Origin of the sequence: Lentzea sp. HUAS12 (assembly GCF_024125735.1) — a bacterium.
Taxonomy (GTDB): domain Bacteria; phylum Actinomycetota; class Actinomycetes; order Mycobacteriales; family Pseudonocardiaceae; genus Lentzea; species Lentzea albida.
The window spans coordinates 3,200,860-3,217,710 of sequence record NZ_CP099738.1 but is presented as its reverse complement, the minus strand read 5'-3'; the positions used below and the strand labels follow the sequence as shown (position 1 = coordinate 3,217,710).

Annotated in this window: 13 protein-coding genes; 5 read left to right on the top strand and 8 right to left on the bottom strand. The window is 69.1% G+C overall.

Annotated features, from left to right (window positions below):
* The 4 genes from ND450_RS14015 to ND450_RS14000 form a co-directional block, all read right to left on the bottom strand.
* Positions 1-2,304, bottom strand: a complete 2,304-nt coding sequence (locus ND450_RS14015) for a glycoside hydrolase N-terminal domain-containing protein (protein WP_253326561.1) — start codon at positions 2,302-2,304, stop codon at positions 1-3.
* Between the two features lie 19 nt (positions 2,305-2,323).
* Positions 2,324-4,447 (bottom strand): glycoside hydrolase family 27 protein, encoded by a 2,124-nt coding sequence (locus ND450_RS14010; RefSeq protein ID WP_253326560.1) that lies wholly within the window; start codon positions 4,445-4,447, stop codon positions 2,324-2,326.
* A gap of 302 nt (positions 4,448-4,749) precedes the next feature.
* Positions 4,750-5,235: a universal stress protein gene (locus ND450_RS14005; RefSeq protein ID WP_253326559.1), complete on the bottom strand. Its 486-nt coding sequence runs from the start codon at positions 5,233-5,235 to the stop codon at positions 4,750-4,752.
* Positions 5,236-5,249: 14 nt separating this feature from the next.
* Positions 5,250-6,773, bottom strand: a complete 1,524-nt coding sequence (locus ND450_RS14000) for an MFS transporter (protein WP_253327920.1) — start codon at positions 6,771-6,773, stop codon at positions 5,250-5,252.
* A gap of 105 nt (positions 6,774-6,878) precedes the next feature.
* Here ND450_RS14000 and ND450_RS13995 point away from each other — a divergent pair, with 105 nt between their 5' ends.
* On the top strand, positions 6,879-7,460 hold the full coding sequence (locus ND450_RS13995) for a TetR/AcrR family transcriptional regulator (protein WP_089910743.1): 582 nt from the start codon (positions 6,879-6,881) through the stop codon (positions 7,458-7,460).
* Here the strand turns inward: ND450_RS13995 and ND450_RS13990 are convergent.
* The gene (locus ND450_RS13990; RefSeq protein WP_253326558.1) at positions 7,448-8,038 is read right to left on the bottom strand and encodes a short chain dehydrogenase; all 591 of its coding nucleotides are present in this window, start codon (positions 8,036-8,038) and stop codon (positions 7,448-7,450) included. The genes ND450_RS13995 and ND450_RS13990 overlap by 13 nt on opposite strands.
* 69 nt (positions 8,039-8,107) lie before the next feature.
* Here ND450_RS13990 and ND450_RS13985 point away from each other — a divergent pair, with 69 nt between their 5' ends.
* On the top strand, positions 8,108-8,974 hold the full coding sequence (locus ND450_RS13985) for a LysR family transcriptional regulator (protein WP_253326557.1): 867 nt from the start codon (positions 8,108-8,110) through the stop codon (positions 8,972-8,974).
* Here ND450_RS13985 and ND450_RS13980 read toward each other — a convergent pair.
* Both ND450_RS13980 and ND450_RS13975 read right to left on the bottom strand, forming a co-directional pair.
* A complete protein-coding gene (locus tag ND450_RS13980; protein WP_253326556.1) occupies positions 8,922-10,529 on the bottom strand; it encodes a CdaR family transcriptional regulator in 1,608 nt (535 codons plus the stop codon). The two genes, ND450_RS13985 and ND450_RS13980, sit on opposite strands and share 53 nt — an antisense overlap.
* Before the next feature lie 1,143 nt (positions 10,530-11,672).
* Complete coding sequence (locus tag ND450_RS13975) at positions 11,673-12,551, bottom strand: LysR family transcriptional regulator (RefSeq protein WP_253326555.1); 879 nt, start codon at positions 12,549-12,551, stop codon at positions 11,673-11,675.
* A gap of 293 nt (positions 12,552-12,844) precedes the next feature.
* Between ND450_RS13975 and ND450_RS13970 the strand changes: the two genes are divergently transcribed.
* Positions 12,845-13,399: a hypothetical protein gene (locus tag ND450_RS13970; RefSeq protein ID WP_253326554.1), complete on the top strand. Its 555-nt coding sequence runs from the start codon at positions 12,845-12,847 to the stop codon at positions 13,397-13,399.
* A gap of 601 nt (positions 13,400-14,000) precedes the next feature.
* On the opposite strand, the gene ND450_RS13965 is transcribed toward ND450_RS13970, so the two are convergent.
* Positions 14,001-14,876, bottom strand: coding sequence for a helix-turn-helix domain-containing protein (locus tag ND450_RS13965; protein WP_253326553.1), 876 nt, complete (start codon positions 14,874-14,876; stop codon positions 14,001-14,003).
* Positions 14,877-14,981: 105 nt separating this feature from the next.
* On the opposite strand from ND450_RS13965, the gene ND450_RS13960 reads away from it, so the two are divergent.
* Complete coding sequence (locus tag ND450_RS13960; protein WP_253326552.1) at positions 14,982-15,680, top strand: SDR family NAD(P)-dependent oxidoreductase; 699 nt, start codon at positions 14,982-14,984, stop codon at positions 15,678-15,680.
* 241 nt (positions 15,681-15,921) lie between these two features.
* Positions 15,922-16,737 carry an ANTAR domain-containing protein gene (locus ND450_RS13955; RefSeq protein WP_253326551.1) on the top strand — a complete coding sequence of 272 codons (816 nt, stop codon included), beginning with the start codon at positions 15,922-15,924 and terminating at the stop codon, positions 16,735-16,737.
* Positions 16,738-16,851: the final 114 nt, after the last annotated feature.

The following is a 16,851-nucleotide window of genomic DNA, read 5'->3' as shown; positions in this document are numbered from 1 at the left end:
TCACGGACGAAGCGTGACCGATTGGCCCTTCCGCAGGCTGATCTTCTTCTTCCACCGGCCGAAGCGGACCTCGGTCTCCGTGCCGCCAACGCTGCGGACGGTCGCCGTGATGACCTTGCCGTCCTTCCACGCCAGGTCGACGGTGAAGCCGGCGCGCGCACCGATCCCGGTGACCGAGCCCGTCCTCCACGCCGAGGGCAGCGCCGGCAGCAGCTCGATCACGCCCGGCCGTGCGTACAGCAGCATCTCCAGCATCGCGGCCGGAGCACCGAGGTTCGCGTCGATCTGGAAGATCGACCGGTCGCCGAAGCTGTACATGTCGAAGAAGTTCGGCGCCGTGCCGTTGGCGTGGTCGATCGACGGCCGGATGACCTTCTGGACCAGTTCGTACGACCTGTCGGCGTCCTTCAGCCGCGCCCAGCACGCCGCGCGCCACGCGAGTCCCCAGCCGAAGCTCTCCATGCCGCGCGTGATCAGGTGCTGCCGCACGCCGTCGAGGACCGCGGCGGGGGAGTCGTCGCGGTTGACGCGGTCGCCGGGGAAGAAGCCGACGAGCGGGGACAGGTGCCGGTGTGTGGTCTCGCCGAGGTCGTCGGGCGACATCCACTCCTGCAACATGCCGGTCTTCGGGCTCACGACCGGCAGGTACAGCCTGTCGCGCAACGCCGACATCTTGCGGCCGTAGGACTGGTCGCGGCGCAGCACGTCCGTCGCGATCCGGTACTTGCCGAAGAGGTGGTGCACCAGCTCCTGGTTGTACGTGTTGCCGCGGGTGTCCTGCGGTCCGTGCTCGGGTGACCAGTCGTGGTCGTCGACCAGGCCCTGCGGCGTCTCGACCAGGCGCGCCTCCCAGAACTCGCAGGCGCCCTTGAGCAGCGGGTAGATCTTGGCCAGGTAGTCGCGGTCGAGCGTGTACTCGTAGTGCTCGAAGAGCGACATGCACAACCACGCGTTGCCACCGGGGTGCCACCACCAGCCGCTGCCGCCGTAGATGTTGGTGGAGAAGGCGACCGCCCACCCGGCGACGCGGTCGTTGGTGTTGCGGAACCGGTTGCGCTCGTCCTGGTACACCGCCTGCGTGGTGTTCGTCCACACCGGGAGCTGCGCCACGCAGTAGTTCGCGAGCGCGTCGAACGTGTCCGACAGGGCGGCCCTGTCCGCGAGCCAGTAGTTCATCTGGATGTTGATGTCGGTGTGGTAGTCGCTGTACCAGTCGGGGGTGTTGTTCGACAGCCACAGGCCCTGGAGGTTGATCGGCAGGTTGTCGCGCGAGCCCGTGATGGCGAGGTACCGGCCGAACTGGAGGTAGCTCGCCTCGAGCTCCGGGTCGGGCGTGGGGCCGGACGCCCTCGCCTGGAGCCGGGTCCACGTGTCCATCGCGCGCTGGGCGTCGGTGGACCGGCCGAGGTCGACCTTCTGCCGGTCGTACTTCTTGCGGTAGTCGGCGACGTGCGTGCGCAGCAGAGCGTCCGCCTTGGCGCGCACGGCCGCCTTCTGCAGCGCGAGCTGTGCGGGCTCGACGAGCGGGTCCATGAAGCCCCTGGAGGCGTCCGGGACGTAGTTCGTGCCGCCGGAGAACACGACCACCAGGTCGGAGCAGCCGGCGAAGGTGAGCCTCGCACCGTCCACTTCGACCGTTCCATCAGGACTGAACGCGGTCACGACGCCGCTGTACGCCAGCTTGTTCGGGAACGAGCCGGTGAAGACGGCCGCGGTGTGCGGTGCGTCGCCGACGGTCGGTTCGCCGTGCGCGCCCTGGAGCGTGATCGTGCCGGACTGGTCCTGGCCGACGAGCCGGACGACCACCACGTCGTCCGGGTGGCTCGAGAAGATCTCGCGGCGGTACTGCCTGCCGCCGTGGACGTACCTCGTCGTGACGAGGCCGTTGCTCAGGTCGAGTTCGCGCCGGTAGTTCGTGGCGCCGGCGTGCGCCGGTACCTCGACGTAGAGCTTGGCGAGCATCGAGAACGTGCCGAAGTGCGTGTAGTCGTACGGGAGCTGGCCGTCGCCGTCGAGCGTGTCGTTCAGTTCGCCGGTCCACAGGGTGACGTCGGTCAGGTACAGGAAGTCCTTCTCGACGCCACCGCCGACGAGCGCGCCGAGGCGTCCGTTGCCGATCGGGAGGCCCTGCTCGATGATCTTCGCCTCGTCGGCGGGAGCGGGGTACCAGAGGGTGGTCGGGTCGGCGGCGAGCGGGTCGGTGGCCGGCCGGTGGGGATCGGCGTGGGCGGAGAACGCGGGCAGGACCACGGCTCCCAGCCCCCACGCTCCGGTGGCCTTCAGGAAAGTCCGGCGTGAGGTCATCGTTGAACTCCTCGTTCCGTCAGGGGGCCGTCAGGTTCGACACGTGCACCGCGTCGTCCGGCCCGCGCACCGCCACCCACGTCGAACCGTTCACCCCGGCCGCCCCGCCGACCGCGCCGGTCAGCGCGTTGCTGACGAACCGGTCGCGCTTGGACCACCAGGTGCCCGCGCCGCCGACGAGGTCCTGCTGCCAGAGCGTGTAGTCGCTGCCGCGCACGAACACGTTCACGCGGTCGCCGTTAGCGACCGCCGTCGGGCTGCCGCTGATCACGCCGCCCAGCGAGGTCCACGCGGACCAGCCGTTCGCGGTGCGCCCGCGGTACCAGGCGGAGTCGTCCTGCAGCCGGACCACGACGAACGTGCCGGCGGCGACCGTCGCCGCCGAGGGCCTGCCGTAGATCTGCTGGTTGCCGGGGGAGCCGACCGACGTCCAGGTGGCGTTGTTCCTGTCGCGCGTCCACACGCGACCGTCGGCGCCGCGGCCGAAGAGGCTCCAGCTGTCCGGTCCGGTGAACGCCACCGACACGGAGTCGGTGAGGCTGCCGCCCAGTGAGGTCCAGTTGCCCCACTTGCCGCCCGCGTAAGTCCGTTGGTATGCCACGTTGTCCGTGCCGCGGACGAAGAGGTCGATGCGTCCGTTCGGGCTCGCGAACGCACTCGGCTGGCCGAGGACCTGGCCGTTCTTGGGGCCACCGAGGACGACCCAGTTGCGCCATTCGCCATTGATCATCGAGCGTTGGGCGAGCCGTCCGGACTTGTCACGGGTGAACGTGGCCATGGTCCTGTCGTCCCAGCGGATCAGCGCCGGGCTGGCCGAGGTCTCGCCGCCCAGGTCGGTGCCGGGAACGGTGGTCTCGCCGCGCAGCTTGAGGAACGCGGTGCCGTGCGCGGGAACCGTGACGGTGATGGTGCCGGTCGTGGTGCCGCGGTCGGCGCGGGCCCTCAGGTCGCGGATGCTGACCGTGCCCTTGAGCCCGGCGTCGGCGACGTTGATGTCGTACTGCGCCGGCTGGTCGTTGCGGTTGAGCACCGCGACGGCCCGCTCACCCCTGCCCTGCAACACCTTGCTGTACACGTCGACGTTGTTCGACCCCGCGACCCGCACGCCCTGGATGGCCAGCGGGTCCTGGTCGACCGCGATGATCTCGGGGTTCTTCAGCGTTTCGATCATCGACGGCGGCAGCGTGCGCGGATCCGAGCCGATGATCAGCGGCGAGGCCATGACCGACCACAGGACGAGCTGCGAGGTCGACTCCTCCTCGTTGAGCTCGTACGTGCCCTGCTCGGTCTTGCGCATCGGGATCAGGTAGTCCGGGTCGTTGTAGTGACCGGGCCCCTGAGCGCCGGGCCGGTAGAGGTTGCGGTCCATGTTGCGCAGCACGTCACGCCAGATGCCCTCGTACGGCGTGCCGAACGCGACGTCGGTGGAGGTCCGCCACGAGTCGCCGACGCGCGGCCCGTACGTGTAGGCCACGTACGCGGTCTGGTCCCAGCGGTGCGGCACGCCCCACTCGTCGGTGACCGGGTTGCAGAGGTTGAGGATCATCTTCCGCCCGGCCTTCCGCACCGCCGCGGAGAACTGCGTGAAGGCGACGGCCGGGTCCATGTTCTGCGCGATGCCGCAGAGGAAGTCGATCTTGATGGCGTCGAACTCCCACCCGGCGAACTGCTTCGCGTCGGCCTCGTAGTACCCGCCACCGCTGCCGGCGGCGCAGTTCTTGCCGTCCCACGCACCCGCGTCGGTGTAGATGCCCGCCTTCAACCCCTTGGCGTGCAACGTGTCCACGAGCTTGTCGAAGCCGGACGGGAAGCGTGCCGGGTCGGGCACGAGCGCACCCTTGCCGTCCCGTGGCGGGCTGGCGTTCCAGCCGCCGTCGATCCAGACGATGTCGTAACCGGCCTTGGCGAGCCCGCTGCTGACCAGGTGGTCGGCCACGCCGAGCACCTTCTCCTCCGACGCAGCCCCGACGGCGAAGTAGGAGTTCCAGCCCATGTACGGGGTGCGGGCGAGGCCCGAGTCGTAGTAGGTGGGGGCGCCCTGGTCGAGGCCCGCGTGTTCGGGCGGCGCGGACGGGGCGGCGGCCGCCGTGGGCGCGAGGAGCAGCAGGGCGGTGGTGGCCACGGACAGCAGGGTTCTCGGCATACCCGTACCTCTCGTCGTCGAGTGGCTGAAGTGTGCGGCGGCCGGCTGGGCGCGTCAAGAATAAATACTAAATTAAGTTTAGTGATGGCTGGGTCTGGTCGTACCGTAGCAGCGATCCGATGTATGGAGATTATGTGCGGCTTGTTCCGGTACTATCTGTCCGATAGGGGTCATAGTGGTCGGATGTGTGCGGGCACGGCCTCGTCCAGGGAACGTCGCGCGTCGCGAGCAACACCACGTGAACACCACGGTGCCCGCGCTCGACGAGCGAGCGCGGGCACCAGGTGTCGGAAAGGCAGAGCTCAGGGCACGACGAGCACTGGCCAGTGACCCGACCGGATCAGCCGCGTCGCCACCGACCCGGCGAACCGGTGCCCTGCCTGCTGCGAGGCGCCGACGACCACCATGTCGGCCTGGCACTGGTCGGCCGAGTCGCGCAGCACCGTGAGCGGGTCGCCGAACGCCTTCACGAACGTGACCGGCACGTCGAGCTCCTCCGCGAACTGCCGGACCTGGTCGCGCAGTTCGGCGTACAGGTGGGCGGTCGCCTCGTGCTCGAACACCGACGCGGCGGCGGGGCTCAGTGCCGCCAGGGACGAGTGGCACGCCACGAACGTGACGACCAGCCGTGCTCCCTGGCGGCGGGCGAGACCGAACGCCGAGGCCGCCGCGCGCATCGCCGTGTCGGAGCCGTCGAGGCCGACCATGATGGTCCGCGACGACGGGCGGGGAACGGGACCGAAGCAGTCCACTGTGGACTCGAAGGCGTTGTTCAGGCCGGCGCTCATGGTTCCCCCTCTGGTTATCGCGCGACCACCGAGTCTGCGTCCTTCTTCTCGAGATCCATCGTCGTGCGCAACGTGATCGGCTTGAGCAGCAGTGCCGCGATGATGCCGATCACGCCGACGGCGGCGGAGATCATGAAGATGTGCGCGGTGGCGTCGCCGTAGACGGTGTGCACGATCGTCTGGACCTGGGGTGGCAGAGCCTGCAGGTTCAACGCGCTGGTGGTGCCGGTCGACTGGCCCGCCGGCACGTGCAGGGCGGTGGAGAGGTCGGCGGTGACGCGGTTGGCGAGCACGGCGCCGAGCACCGAGACGCCGATCGTGCCGCCCAGGGAGCGGAAGAACGTGATGGTCGCGCTGGCGACGCCGAGTTCGCTCAGCGGCACGCCGTTCTGCACGGCCAGCACGAGGTTCTGCATGCTCATGCCGACACCGGTGCCGACGACGGCCATCGCGACGCCGATCATCCACAGCGGGGTGGCGTGGTCGATGAAGCCGAGGCCGAGGAAGCCCAGCACCAGCAGGATCGTGCCGGCGACGATGTAGGGCTTGATCTTGCCGGAACGGCTGATCATGCGGCCGGAGATCGTGGACGACACCAGCACGCCCGCGAGCAGCGGGATGGTCAGCAGGCCCGCCTCGGTCGGGCTGTAGCCGCGGCCGATCTGGAAGTACTGGCCGAGGAAGACCGAGCCGCCGAACATGGCGATGCCCACGGCGAGGCTCGCGACGATCGCGAGGGCGGGGGTGCGCTGGACGACGATGTGCAGCGGCACCACGGGTTCCTTGACCCGCCGTTCCACCGCGATGGCGGCGCCGAGCAGCACCACGCCGGCGCCGACCATGGCCGCCGTCTCCCAGGAGGCCCACGCGAACGAGTTGCCGACGAACGACACCCAGATCAGCAGCACGCTCACGCCGGCGGCGATCAGGGTCGCGCCGAGGTAGTCGATCTTCACGTTCTCGCGGCGCACGGTCTCCAGCTTCAGCGTCGCCTGCAGCACCACGAACGCGATCGCGGCGAGCGGCACGGCGATCCAGAAGCACCAGCGCCAGCCGAGCCACGACACGTCGACGATGAGACCGCCGAGCAGCGGGCCGCCGACCGTCGCGACGGCCAGCACGCCGCCGAGGTAGCCGTTGTACCGGCCGCGCTCGCGTGGCGGGATGATCGCGGCGATCACGACCTGCACGAGTGCCTGCAGGCCGCCGACGCCGAGGCCCTGGAACGCGCGGGCGGCGATGAGCTGTCCGGTGTCCTGGGCGAAGCCGCTGAGCAGCGAGCCGATCACGAAGATCACGATCGCGGCCTGGACCAGCGTCTTCTTGTTGAACAGGTCGGCGAGCTTGCCCCAGATCGGGGTCGTGGCCGTCGCCGCGAGCAGGGTGGCGGTGACCACCCACGTGTACTGCGTCTGCGTGCCGTTCAACGACCCGATGATCCGCGGCAGGGCGGTGGACACCACCGTGGAACTGACGAGGGCCACGAACAGCGCGAGCAGCAGACCGGACAGCGACTCCATCACCTGCCGGTGACCCATCGCCTGACTTTCGTTCTTCAACGTCTCGCCCCTTCGTCCCCATAATTCTTGCGCGTTGTGCAAATTTGCGCAATGTGAAACTTACTCCGCCGCTAGGCTGAGTGCATGGAGACCCTCATCACGCTGCGTGAGCACAAGAAGGCGGCGACCCGGCGGTCGCTGGCCGCGGCGGCGTTGCGGCTCGCGATGGAACGCGGCCTCGACGGGGTGACGGTCGAGGAGATCGCGGACGAGGCGGGGGTGTCGCGCAGGACGTTCTCGAACTACTTCACCAGCAAGGAGGACGCGGTCGTCGACGCCGACCGCGAGCGGATCAGGGCGTTGGTCACGCTGGTCGGGGCCCGGCCGGCGGACGAGGGGCCGTGGGAGGCCCTGCGCGCGTCCACCGCCGAGCTGTACCGCGACCGGCCGATGCCGGACGTCGAGTGGATCGAGCAGTTGCGGCTGCTGCGCCGGCACCCGTCGCTGATCGCCCGGCAGGCGGGCGACCAGGTCGCGCTCGAACGCGACCTGACCGCCGTGCTGGTGCACCGCGAACCGGACGAGGAGATCGCCCGGCTGATGGCGGCGACGTTCCTCGTCACCGTGCGCACCGGCATCTCGCTGTGGCTGGAGGGCGGCGGCAAGCAGCAGCTGCCCGAGCTCGTGGACCGGTTGCTCGGCCGTGTGAGCGTTCAGGGCACGTAGACCTGCCCGGTCTGCCGTCCCTCGATCGACCGCACGTACGCCCGCACCACCTCGGCCAGCGGCACCGGCTTCATACCGGGGAAGTAGTCGCCGTACACGTCGAGCGCCTCGGTGAAGACCGTCGGGCTGACGGCGTTGATCCGCTGCGGCGCGATCTCGATCGCGGCGGCGCGCACGAACGCCTCCACCGCGCCGTTGACCAGCGACGCGGCCGCGCCGGTGACGATCGGTTCGCGTGCCAGCACGCCCGTGATCAGCGTGAACGACTCCGTCACGTGCGCGAGGCCCTCCCGGACGAGGGCGACCTGCGAGAGCACCTTGCCGGTCACGCCCGCCTGGTAGTCCTCGACCGTCAGGTCCCGCAGCGGCTTGAACGGCACGTGCCCCGCGGCCGACGCGACGGCGTCGACCTGCCCGACGGTCTGGTACATCTCCGCGACCCGCGCCGGATCGGTCACGTCGAACTGGAGGTCGCCCCCGGTGCGGGAGACGGTCACGACGTCGTGCTTGCGCTCGACCAGCTCCTGGTGCACCGCGCTGCCCAGCGTGCCGGTCGCTCCTACGAGAAGAATCTTCATGCCACCGACGCTAGGTCGGCTCCGAAGAGGAGTGAAATGCCGTTCGTGCAGCACTTATGATCGGTGGTCATGAATGTCGAGCTGCGTCACCTGCGCGCCCTGGCCGCGATCGGCGACCACCGGTCGATCACGGCGGCCGCCCTCGCGCTGCACGTCACGCAGCCCGCGCTGTCCCGCACGCTCGACCAGCTGGAACGGCGCATCGGCGTGCGGCTGGTCGAACGCACGACCCGGCACGTGGCGCTGACCGAACCCGGCCGCCGGCTGTGGGAGCACAGCCACCGCATCCTGACCTCGCTCGACTCGGCGCTGGCCGAGGCCACCCGGCCCCAGCCGATCAGGCTCACCTTCGCCTGGGCCGCGCTCGGCCGGTTCACCATCCCGTTCCTGCGCGAGTGGCGGGCCGAACACCCGGACGTGCTGGTCCGCATCCGCCGCGCCGACGACCCGGAGGCGGCGCTGCGGCGCGGTGACGCCGACATCGCGGTCCTGCGCACCAGCCCCGCGCAGGCGGGCCTCGACCACGTGGCGCTGATCGAGGAACCGCGGGTCGCCGCCGTGGCGGACGACCACCCGCTCGCCACCCGCGACGCCCTGGTGCTCGCCGACCTGGTGGGCGAGTGCGTGGCGGTGTGCGAGACCGCGGCGACGACCGGCGCCGACCTCTGGCCCTCCGGCGGACGGCCGCGCACCGTGGACGTGCCGGGCGTGGTCGAGTGGCTGACGTCGATCGCGACGGGCACGACGGTCGGGGTCACGGCGGCCGGCACGAGCCACCACCACCCGCACCCCGGCGTGACCTACCTGCCGCTGACCGACGCCGAGCCGATCGTCGTGCACCTGGCGTGGCCCGCGGCGGCGCCGCACCCGTCGACCGGGGCGTTCACCGCTCTGGCGCAGCGCCATCTGGCCGCCACAGCCGAAGCTGGAGCATAGCCGCGAACCGCGCGTTCGGGTCGCCGAGATCGATCTCCCCGACCTCCGACAACCGCCGCAGCCGGTACCGGAAGGTGTTGGGGTGCACGAAGACCGCGGCGGACGCGGCGGCCACGTCACCGAAGGCGTCGAGCCACGCGCCGAGCGTCTCGACCAGGCAGGCGTTGTGGCTGCGGTCGTACTCGATCAGCCGCGCGACCGGCCCGGTCAGCGCGTCGCCGCGTTCGGCGATCAGGTCCGAGAGCTCCAGCAGCAGTCCCTCGCTGTGCACGTCGGACACGCGCGCCACCGGCCGGGAGGAGCGCCCGGCCCGCAGCACCCGCAGCACCAGGTCGGCACCGGCGCGCGACCGCGAGAGCGTCAGGCCGTCGGACACCTCCCCGACACCGACGAGCACCTGGTTGCCGATGCGGTTGCGGAAGTCCGCGGCGATCCGCATCGCCCGGTCCTCCGACTCCGCGGGCAGGATCGCGTAGGCGACGTCCCCGATCAACGCGGCGGCGGCACGCGGGTGCACGGCCGTCAGGTGCATGGCGAACGCGTCCGCGACCTGCTGCCGTTCGGCCAGGAGACGGGCGTGCGCGGCCGGGTCGTCACCGTGCGAGTGGGCCAGGACCAACGCCAGCACGACGCACGCCTGGTCCGCCAAACCCAGGCGCCGCACCGCTTCCGCCGCTCCCGCGCCGCCTTCGACGGCGGTCGAGACGAGGTCCGCGCGCAGCCGGCGTTCGACGTCGGCGCCCGCGCGCTGCCGCATCATGTGCAACGCCACCAACTTGGCCGCGTCGCGGAAGGCGGCGGTGCTGTCGGGCGACAGCGGCGAGTGCACGGCGGCCCAGATCGAGCCGAGGAACTCGTCGCCTGCCCGCACCGCCACGGCGACCCGCGGGAGGCAGAACGTGCCGTCGCCGGCCGGCAGTTCCTCGATGGTGACGGGCTCGTCGCTGCGGTAGAGGTGCTGGAACACCCCGCGCGCCTCCAGCAGGTGCGTGTAGTGCACGGGCACCTGCCTGCCCAGGATCGTCTCGACCCGCGACGGGTCCGCCTCGTCCTGGCGTCCCGAGAACGCGAGCACGCGCGAGCTGCGGTCCTCGATCGTCACCGGGGCGCTGATCAGTGACGCCACCGCGTTGGCCAGCGCGAACAGGTCACCGGCCGGCACACCGCCGAAGGTCTCGGACGGGTCCACCTCGCCCTCGGCGAGCAGCGAGCGCAGCATCGCGGCGAGCTGCGTCCACGACGCCCCTGGCGCCAGGCCGAGCAACACGACGCCGGAGCGGTCCACGGCCGCGGCCAGCGCGTCGGTGACCACGACCGGCCCGCGCACGACGAGCGCGACCGCGCCCTCCTCGCCGAGCGCGCCGAGGACCTCCGCCGGATCCCGCACGCCGACACCGAGCACCAGCGCGGACGGCGGCAGCACCTGGTCGTCGTCCGGGTCGTGGATCACGACACCGCCGACACCGGCTGACCGGCCCGGGTCACCGCGCACGAGGTCGATCAGCGTGGTGCCCAGGTCGTCCAGGACGCGGGTGAGGCCTGTTCGCGGGCTCATCCCACCACTGTGCCAACCGTCTACAGAGGAACCCAAGCGGTCTGCGTCAATTGGAACCTGCGAGCGCGCCGGTGTGTTCCGGCTGTTCCGGTGTCTCGCAGCGGTGGTTCCGGGTGACCAAGCGTTCGCGCCTTGGGGGAGCAGTTCGGGAGCGCGAGCGACGAACAGCATTCGCGGTGCCAAGGTGATCACCATGCTTCGTCCGCTCATTCGATGGGCCCGACACCACCCGCCGTCCACCTCCCAGCGGCGCTGGAGCTGCTCGAGCATGCGACTGATCATGGCTTCGGTCACGTGCGAATACCGGTCATCGATGGAGGTGCGCTTGTGCCCCAGACGCTCCCGCCTCAGCACGCGTGGCACCTCGTTCTCGATGACCGAGGTCTCCTGAGTGTGGCGCAGGTCGTGGAAGACCACGCCTTCTTCGAGCGGATCCCAGCCGAGTGCCTGGTTGCCCGCAGAGGGCAACCAGGCGCGGAGACGGAGGTTGCACCGGCGGTGCAAGACGCCTCGCCTCGTGGTGAACAAGAACTACGAGTCGGTGTTGCGTTCGCGATGAGCACGTAGACCGTTCACGAGAAACGGCCGCAGATGGACATCGCGGGGGTCGGGGAGGCCCGAGGACGGTCTTGTGGCCCGTCTCATGAAGCGCTTTCCCAGATCCGGAGCCACCGTGATGCGCGGATTCGAATCCAGGTGAGTCCTGATCCGCTGCAGCTCGGTCGATTCGCGCCAACGCCTCCCTCAAGTCTTGGTGGCGATCGACGTGACTGCGGACCACACGACGTAGAACACCCGATGAGAAGATCACGTCGATTCGGCCGGGCGAGCCGAGTCCGCGCCGGTGCGCGAACTCGGCTCGCCGCGACCTCGTCAGAACCAGCCGAGCGCATGCATTCGGGTCGGGCTGCTCAGCGGACTCGCTGGGAGCCGAGATCCTGCTCTCGCATGGTCGAGGTCAGATCTCGAGCGAGCGGTCGACGTCTCCGAGCGGTGGAGGAGCGGGCGGCCGTCGACGGCGGGGAGCAGGCCGGTCGCCGGTAGCGGGCGACGGCGTTCGTGGGTGCAGCCTCCAGAGGTGCTGCTCCGGTGACTGAACCGGGCGACCAGGATCGGTCCGCCGGCGCAGCGTCGATTGCTCCGCTAGTCGCTCACCTTCTTCAATCTCGATTCGTAGATCGAACAGATTGTCTTCGACAGCTCTTCGGTAAATCCTTCTACTCCTCGCAGGGGGTGATAGATGATCTCCCAGGAAATTTCTGACGCGTTTCGGTATCGCACTGTCGTCACGCTCTCGTTCAGGTGCGGCACTGCGCTCGAGAAGCAGACCGCGGCGCCGCAGCCAACCAGGTCGAGATAGCGGCCGTGATCCGTTGTTGTGCATGCGATGATCGGATCGAAACCAAAGCGTCGGCACTCCTCTGCGGTTGTGGGCAACTCTGGCCTGACTATCCACCCGATGTCGCTGAGCGAGGGAAGATCGATTTCTTCTTCGGTGCTCGCTCGACTGGATTTGGCCACCATGACCCGCATTTCCTCGGTCAGGATTGTTTTCCTGTGCAGGTCGCCCAGGTCAAAGTCCACATGAGGCCAATGTATGCAGAAGAACAGGTCGGCGAATCCTCGCTTTACCATGGATATGGCCTCGTTTTCCGACGCTGCGTGCGTCGACACCCGTTCGATCTGTTGGCTGCCGCTCATCTTGTTTATGATCGGTTCGATGGATGGGCCGTTCGTGGCGACGACCAGATTTGTTGGATGTCGTTCAGGTTTGGGTTGATCGATGGAGTTGAGGAGATGAATTATCTCTCGTATCTTCCTGATCACTGTCTGACCGAAACTCGTTGCCACGACACCTGAGTCGGAGCGCTCGAAAATGCGTTGCCCCAATTCGCCTTCGATGCGCTTGAGTTGACGGCTCAGATTGGGTTGATCGATCCCGATCTCCGTCGCGGCGGCTGAAATGCTTCCCAGTTCGGATATCGTCGAGATGATGTGAAGATGTCTCACTTCGAGCTGCATCGAGGCGATCCTTCGAGTTGTGAGCTGATGCCATGTTTCTCAAAGCATACCCTCGGGGTCATGAGTTGACATGCCCGGAAGCAAGGTGGTTCTGCGATCCTCTCTTGTGTCGGAGCGAGATTCCCGGTGCATGTGCTTGAAAGCGGGTGATCACCCGATTCGCGATATTTCATCCATGTGCACGGGGCTTCGATCGTGGCGAGTGGCGCGACAGTGCATGCGGTTGGTTGAGCAGGTACGCGCCATCGGTCAGTCGCAGGTCAAAGTGCAAATGGTCCACAGGAGGAATCGTCGTGCGAGCACGTGCTGCAGTACTGCTCTCATCCGTCTTCGCGGGGTTGTTGATCCTCGGTAGCGGCGGTGCCGCGTCCGCCAGCTTCACTCAGGCGAACTGCTACACCGACGAGGCGACCGGCTTGGAACGGTGCGCCCGCGGCTATCAGATTCCCCCGACTTCGGTGCAGCTGGGTTCGGGGCGGATCAGTGGCAAGGTCGAGGCGGTCGTCAACTACCCGAAATCCATCGGCTACCAGGGCATCACCTATCTCAGCGGAACCGCGTACGGGTACACCACCAACGTGTGTGCCACTCCCAAGTTCGAGATCCGGCACGAGTTCAAGATCAATGGATTCAGCGGATCTGTCTCCTGGCAGGGGGCCGGCCTCAACGTCGGTGGCAGTGGAAACTCCACCGGTGTTCTGATCGTGAATTCGCAGAATCAGAACTGGAGTCTGTCCGTCAGGGCCAACTACCCGAGCTCGGTGACCCACAACTACACCATCGCTGTCACCTGCAACGGCCAGACGGCGATTTCCGGTGGTTCCGAGGAGATTCCGCTCAACGCCTGATCGGGAATCGCACCACCAGAACGTCCGGACTTCTCGTCCGCTTTGGCGAGTGGTGGAGCGGACAGGTGGATTCTGAGATGTGACAAGGTGCACACCCCGGTGCTCGGCGTTGGGGATCATGTCGCACATGTTCAGGATTTATCCCGCGCGGGTTCGAGGACTCGTGAACAGAGTGTCTGATCATTGCCTGCTCGTGCTCCGGAACTGCGCGACCCAACGGCCACGTGGCTGAACTGGGAGCATGTTCCGGGACCAAGGGGGAGCGGAACGGCGCGTTGAACGTGCCGGTACGTGCCCAACGAGATCGAACTGGGCCGCACTGTCCTGCGGGAGTGGTATTTCCGCAGGGCAGTGCGGCTATTGCGTCAGAGGAACCCAAGTGGTGTGCGCCAATTGGAACCTGCGAGCGCGCCGGCGTGTTCGAGTGTCGTGCAACGGGTGTCAGGCGGGTCCTGAACCACTGAGGCCCGGCCTGTTCACCCCGGCGCAGACCGCGGCGGCAGCGGCGGCAGCGTGTTCACCGCTCCCGCCCGGCGCGAAGCCGGCCGACTGCCGCATTCCGGGCACACCTGATCGGCCGGTCCCCGCCGCGGCGCCTCGCTCACAGGTGCGCCGCGGCCGGTGCTCCGGCGACAGCGGCGAGCCGCAGCCTGGTCTCGTCCTCGCTGCCGGGGGCCGCGGTCATGATCACGATCTTGAGCTCCGAGTCGCCGTCGCCCAGCACGTCGCAGTCCACCGCGACCGGTCCCACCTGCGGGTGGTGGATCGTCTTGTGGTCCTCGCGGTGCGCGGACACCTCACCGGTCGCCCACAACCGCGCGAACCTCTCGTTGCCCGCGGTCAGCTCCCGGACGAGCGCGGCCAGCCGGCGGTCGTGCGGGAAGCGGCCCGTGGCGCGGCGCAGGTCGGAGACGACGGCGTGATCGGTGGCGTCGCGGTCCTGCTCGTCCACGGGCCAGCGCGCGAGGTGGGGCGCGCCGCCGCCGACCGGGAACCTGTCCCTCGCGAAGTTGCGCAGCCGCTCCGGTGAGGCCCCCGGGTCGCCCAGCAGTGCAGACCAGCTCCGGTTCCACCACACCAGCTGCCAGTCCGCGGCGAACACGGCGACCGCCACGTCGCCGAGCCGTGCGATCACCCGTTGCACGCCGGGTGGCACGTGGTCGGAGATCGCACCGTTCGACGGCGGCACGAGCTGCGCCAGCCGGTACAGGTGGTCCCGTTCGGGGGTGGACAGCTGCAGGGCGCGTGCGAGCGACGCCACCACCGACGCCGACGGCGTCGTGGCCCGCCCCTGCTCCAGGCGCACGACGTAGTCGACCGACACACCCGCGAGGTCGGCGAGCTCCTCGCGGCGCAGCCCGGCGGCCCGGCGTCCGCGGGCGGTGCGCAGTCCGGCGGCTGAAGGCGGCAGGCGGTCCCGCCAGGTGCGGATCATCGCACCGAGCCCGCTCGCGGGTGTCGTCGTCACGACGTCCATCCTCCTTCCCGGGGCACCGGTTGTCCCGCCGCGAAGGTGGTACTGCCCTTCCTACCGTCGAAGCGTTCCTGGTTCGGGTCCGCGGCCGGGGACACGATCGGACACATGACGATCACCTTCATCACCGGGGCCAACAAGGGCCTCGGCCGCGAGACCGCCCGGCGCCTCACCGAGCTCGGCCACACCGTCCTGATCGGAGCCCGCGACCAGAAGAGGGGAGAGGAGGCCGCGGCCGCGCTCGGTGCGCGCTTCGTCCCCATCGACGTGACGGACGACGAGTCGGTCGCCGCGGCGGCGGCCGACGTCCTCGGCCACGAGGGCAGGATCGACGTCCTGATCAACAACGCCGGTGTGCACGGCACCGCCGCCGACCCGGCGGACCTCGTCGGCGAGGACGCCCTGGCGGTGTTCCAGACCAACGTCGTCGGTGTCGTGCGCACCACGAACGCGTTCCTGCCCCTGCTGCGCCGCTCGGACGACCCCGTGATCGTCAACGTCAGCAGCGGCATGGGCTCGCTCGCCCTCACCCACGACCCGGAGCGGCCGGAGTCGAAGGTGGTCGTGCCGCTGTACACCGCGTCGAAGGCGGCTCTGACGATGCTGACCACGCAGTACGCGAAGGGTTTGGCGGGCATCAGGGTCAACGCGGCCGATCCCGGCTACACCGCGACCGACCTGAACGGCCACAGCGGCTTCCAGACCGTCACCGAGGGCACGGACGCGATCGTCGCGCTCGCCACCGAGGGCCCCGGAGCCGGCACCGGCAGGTTCGTGTCGCGTGAGGGCGAGGTCGCCTGGTCCTGACGCGCTCCCGCCGGTCGGGGCGCGCGGTGGCCGCCTCGACCGGCTGTTCCACGCTGACGCGGGTGAGGATGTTCGAGACGCCGCAGAAGGGGTACCAGCATAGTTGCTCAACGCCTCCGCCGAGCGTCGCGGAGGCCGGGACGGCACCGGTCGGGCTGCTGCGGACGAGAGCGAGGAGACCGGCACGCCCGACTCCCGTGCGTTCCGCCCCCGAAACTCGCCCACTGGAAGAGGCGACAGCATGAACACCGCACTGCTGGCCGGAATCGGAGCCGATCCGGCATTCCAGACCACCGCCGCGCCCTACCTGGTCCTGGACACCGAACTGCGGATCCACGCCGCCAACACCGCGTACACGACGGCCACGCTCACCACGGCCGACGACCTCGTGGGCATCGGCCTGTTCGACGCCCTCCCGGACAACCCCGCCGACCCCGATGCCGACGGGGTCGCCACCCTGTCCGGCTCGCTCGAGCAGGTGCTGCACCGCGGCGGACGTCACGCCATGGGGCTGCAGCGCTACGACGTGCTCGCTCCCGGCGACCGGAACCGGTTCGTCCGGAAGGTCTGGGCGCCGGTCAACGCTCCACTGCGCGACGCCGACGGCCGGATCGCGGGCATCCTGCACCACGTCGAGGACGTCACCGAGGTCGATCGGCTCCTGCGCGACGAACCCGAGCACCAGGCCCGCACCGCGGACTGGTGGCATGCGCAACCGGAGCGGTTCACCCGCGCCCTGGTCGCGATGTCCCGTCTGGGGCAGGCCCACCGCGCGGTGCTGCGCGAGAACCAGGACCTGCGCGAAGCCCTGCACACCCGCGGGATCATCGAACAGGCCAAGGGCATTCTGATCGGGCAACGGGGCTGCGGCCCCGGCGACGCCTTCGCCATCCTGGTCGAGTTGTCCCAGCACACCAACACCAAACTCCACGACGTCGCCCGCGCCCTCGTCCGGGACGCCCTCCAGCACGACCCCGGGCACCCGGCGTTCGAACCGCGACTCCTGGCCTCGTCCGCACCGTCACGGCATGAGCAGGACGGCATCCGTTTCTCCTGAAGGACGGGTGAGGTCACAGGACGGCGCCGCGCCGGCCCTGCCGCGTGTGCCGGTTCCGCCTGCGTCGTCGAACGCGACACCCGTCGTCTCCCCAGGCGGATTCGCACACCACTT

Bases quoted from the DNA above. Each gene is read 5' to 3' on its own strand.
- ND450_RS14015 (WP_253326561.1), bottom strand. From the start codon at position 2,304: ATGACCTCACGCCGGACTTTCCTGAAGGCCACCGGAGCGTGGGGGCTG.
- ND450_RS14010 (WP_253326560.1), bottom strand. From the start codon at position 4,447: ATGCCGAGAACCCTGCTGTCCGTGGCCACCACCGCCCTGCTGCTCCTC.
- ND450_RS14005 (WP_253326559.1), bottom strand. From the start codon at position 5,235: ATGAGCGCCGGCCTGAACAACGCCTTCGAGTCCACAGTGGACTGCTTC.
- ND450_RS14000 (WP_253327920.1), bottom strand. From the start codon at position 6,773: ATGGGTCACCGGCAGGTGATGGAGTCGCTGTCCGGTCTGCTGCTCGCG.
- ND450_RS13995 (WP_089910743.1), top strand. From the start codon at position 6,879: ATGGAGACCCTCATCACGCTGCGTGAGCACAAGAAGGCGGCGACCCGG.
- ND450_RS13990 (WP_253326558.1), bottom strand. From the start codon at position 8,038: ATGAAGATTCTTCTCGTAGGAGCGACCGGCACGCTGGGCAGCGCGGTG.
- ND450_RS13985 (WP_253326557.1), top strand. From the start codon at position 8,108: ATGAATGTCGAGCTGCGTCACCTGCGCGCCCTGGCCGCGATCGGCGAC.
- ND450_RS13980 (WP_253326556.1), bottom strand. From the start codon at position 10,529: ATGAGCCCGCGAACAGGCCTCACCCGCGTCCTGGACGACCTGGGCACC.
- ND450_RS13975 (WP_253326555.1), bottom strand. From the start codon at position 12,551: ATGCAGCTCGAAGTGAGACATCTTCACATCATCTCGACGATATCCGAA.
- ND450_RS13965 (WP_253326553.1), bottom strand. From the start codon at position 14,876: ATGGACGTCGTGACGACGACACCCGCGAGCGGGCTCGGTGCGATGATC.
- ND450_RS13960 (WP_253326552.1), top strand. From the start codon at position 14,982: ATGACGATCACCTTCATCACCGGGGCCAACAAGGGCCTCGGCCGCGAG.
- ND450_RS13955 (WP_253326551.1), top strand. From the start codon at position 15,922: ATGAACACCGCACTGCTGGCCGGAATCGGAGCCGATCCGGCATTCCAG.